Source organism: Actinophytocola sp. (assembly GCF_045807065.1).
In the GTDB taxonomy this organism is placed as follows: domain Bacteria; phylum Actinomycetota; class Actinomycetes; order Mycobacteriales; family Pseudonocardiaceae; genus Actinophytocola.
The window spans coordinates 1-3168 of the sequence record NZ_JBJMIE010000150.1 but is presented as its reverse complement, the minus strand read 5'-3'; the positions used below and the strand labels follow the sequence as shown (position 1 = coordinate 3168).

2 protein-coding genes are annotated in these 3168 nt (G+C 71.9%); both read right to left on the bottom strand.

Annotated features, from left to right (window positions below; translation table 11 throughout):
- Positions 1-2: 2 nt before the first annotated feature.
- Positions 3-1895: an ABC transporter ATP-binding protein gene (locus tag ACJ73U_RS08860; protein WP_407777060.1), complete on the bottom strand. Its 1893-nt coding sequence runs from the start codon at positions 1893-1895 to the stop codon at positions 3-5.
- Positions 1892-3168: ABC transporter ATP-binding protein (locus tag ACJ73U_RS08855; protein WP_407777059.1), on the bottom strand; the 1277-nt coding region annotated here is incomplete at its 5' end. The genes ACJ73U_RS08855 and ACJ73U_RS08860, both read right to left, overlap by 4 nt.

Here is a 3168-nt window from a genome sequence, read left to right as displayed (position 1 = left end):
GGTCAGGCCAGGGATTCCAGCCAGGTGCGGTGGAGGGCGGCGAAGCGGCCGCCGCGGCCCTCGATCAGTTCCTCCGGGGAGCCGTCCTCCACGATGCGGCCGCCTTCCACCACCAGGACGCGGTCCGCGATCAGGACCGTGGACAGGCGGTGCGCGATGATCAGCGCCGTCCGGTCGGCCAGCACCGACTCCAGCGACCGCTGCACGGCCCGTTCCGTTGGGACGTCCAGGCTCGACGTCGCCTCGTCCAGGACCAGGACCGCCGGGTCGGCCAGGAACGCCCGCGCGAACGCCACCATCTGCCGCTGCCCCGCGGAGAGCCGGCCCCCGCGCTTGCGGACGTCCGTGTCGTAGCCCTCCGGCAGTGCCTCGACGAACCCGTCCGCACCCACCGCGACCGCCGCCGCCTCGATCTCGGCGCGGGTCGCGGACGGGCGGCCCAGCGCGATGTTGTCCGCCACCGAGCCCGCGAACAGGAAGTTCTCCTGCGTGACCGTCACCACCTCGCGCCGCAGGTCGTCGTCCGCGACCTCCCGCAGCGAGACGCCGTCCAGCAGCACCACGCCCGCCGACGGGTCGTAGAACCGGCCCACCAGCTTCGCGATCGTCGACTTGCCCGCACCCGTCGCACCCACCAGCGCCACCGTCTGACCAGCGGGGATGCGGAGGTCGAACGTCGGCAGCACCACCGGCGTGTCCGGCGCGTACCGGAACTCCACGGCCGCGAAGTCGACCGCGCGGCCCGTGGTCCTGGTCGGCAGCGCCGTCGGCACGGCCGGCTCCACGACCACCGGCTCCTCCTCCAGCACGCCCGAGATCTTCTCCAGCGCCGCGGTCGCCGACGTGTACGAGTTGGCGAACATCGCGAGCTCGTCCAGCGGGTCGTAGAACCGCCGCAGGTACAGGGTGAACGCCGTCAGCACGCCCAGCTCCAGCCCGCCGTTCACCACCCGCACGGCACCGATCGCGAGCACCAGCGCCAGCGTCAGGTTGCCGACCAACCGCACGGTCGACGTGAACCGGGCGACCACGACCAGGGCCTTCTTGTTCGCGCCGCGGAAGTTCTCGTTCAGCCCCGCCATGATCGCCTCGTTGCGGTCCTCCCGGCGGAACGCCTGGACGGCCCGCATGCCGTTCATGGTCTCCACGAACTGCACGATGATCTTCGCGATCGCGCCGCGGGTGCTCCGGTACGCGTGCCGTGAGCTGAGGTAGAACCACCTGGTCACCCAGACCAGCGGCACCAGCCCGGCCAGCACGACCAGCGCCAGCGGCACGTCCAGCACCAGCAGCATCACCGTGATGCCCACCACCGACAGGATCGCCGTCAACAGGCCGTCGAGCCCGTCCTCCAGCAGGTCGTGCAGCGAGTCGATGTCGCTGGTCATCCGCGAGATGACCTTGCCGGACGTGTACTTCTCGTGGAAGGAGATCGACAGCCGCTGCGCGTGGCGGAAGATCCGCTGCCGCAGGTCGAGCAGCACGTCCTGGCCGAACCGGCCCGCGACCTTGAGGAACGCGAACCGGGTCGCCGCCGCGCCGAGGCCCGACACCACGTACGCCGCGACGCACCAGAGCAACACCGTCGTGTCCCCGGCTCCGTGGACACCGACCGCGTCCGGGATGCCGGTGTCGATGGCGATCGCGACCACGAGCGGGCCGACCAGCGTCAGCAGGTTCTCCAGCACCACCAGGGACAGCGCGAAGAGCGCCGTCCGCAGGCGGGGCCGGACGAGCGAGGCCAGCAGCCGGCGCGACCGGGCCTGCAGCCGGCTGCCGACCAGCGCGTTCAGCTCCTCGTTGTCCTCGGCGGCGACGCCCCGCCAGTCCTCCTCGTCCGTCGGCGTGCTCGTTGTCGTGTTCGTCGGCGTGTTCGTTGTCGTTGACTCGCTCACGCGACCACCTCGTCCCGCTCGTCGTCCATCGTGGACAGCAAGGCGCGGTACTTCTCGTTCGTGGCGAGCAGGTCGGAGTGGCGGCCGATCGCGGTGATCCGTCCCTCGGACAGCATCGCGACGCGGTCCGCCAGCTGGACCGTGCTCGGCCGGTGCGCCACCACGAGCGCGGTGACGTCCGACAGCACGCGCCGCAGCGCGTGCTCGACCTCCGCCTCGGTGTGCACGTCCAACGCGGACAGCGGGTCGTCCAGCACCAGCACCGACGGCCTGCCGACCACCGCGCGGGCCAGCGCCAGCCGCTGCCGCTGCCCGCCGGACAGCGAAAGGCCCTGCTCACCGATGCGGGTCTCCAGACCCCACGGCAGGTCGTGGACGAAGTCCGCCGACGCCACCTGGAGCGCCTGCCGCACGTCGGCCTCACTCGCGGCGGCCGAGCCGAGCGCCACGTTCTCCCGCACGCTCGCGGAGAACAGCACCGGCTCTTCGAACGCGGTGGCGACCGTGCTCCGCAGCTCCGCGAGGTCCAGGTCCCGCACGTCCACGCCGTCCACGGTGATCTTCCCGCCGGTCACGTCGGCGAGGCGGCCGACCAGTGCGGTCAGCGTCGTCTTGCCGGAGCCGGTGGCGCCGACCAGCGCGACGGTCTCGCCGGGCCGCAGGTCCAGGTTGACGCCCCTGAGCACCTCGGCGTCGGAGCCGGGGTAGGCGAAGCGGACGTTCTCGAACCGCACGTGGCCACGGCCGTTCGCGGGCAGTCTGCGCGGGTGCGCCGGGTCCGTGATCGTGACCTCGGCGTCGCGGACCTCCCAGTAGCGGGCGGCGGCGGTCGCGGCCTGGTTGGTCTCGGCGAGCAGCCAGCCGATCGAGTCGGTCGGCCAGCGCAGGTAGGTGGCGACGGCGACGCCGGCGACCAGCGTGCCGACGGTCATCGAACCGTCGACGATCGCGAACGTGCCGAACAGCAGCTGCCCGCCGATGGCGATCTCCGGCAGCACGATGATCGCCGCCCAGAGCAATCCGACCGTGTGAACTTTGCGCAGCTCCGTGCCGCGCAGCTCCCTGGCCTCCCGCGTGAACCGGTCGGTGAGGTGCCGCCCGCGGCCGAACGCCTTCAGCACGCGGATGCCAAGCACGGACTCCTCGACGGTCGTCGCCAGGTCACCGGTCTGGTCCTGGGCGCGGCGCGCGAGGACCGCGTACTTCGACTCGTAGAGCGTCGAGATCAGGATCAGCGGCGCCGAGCAGGCCAGCGAGATGAGGCCCAGCACGG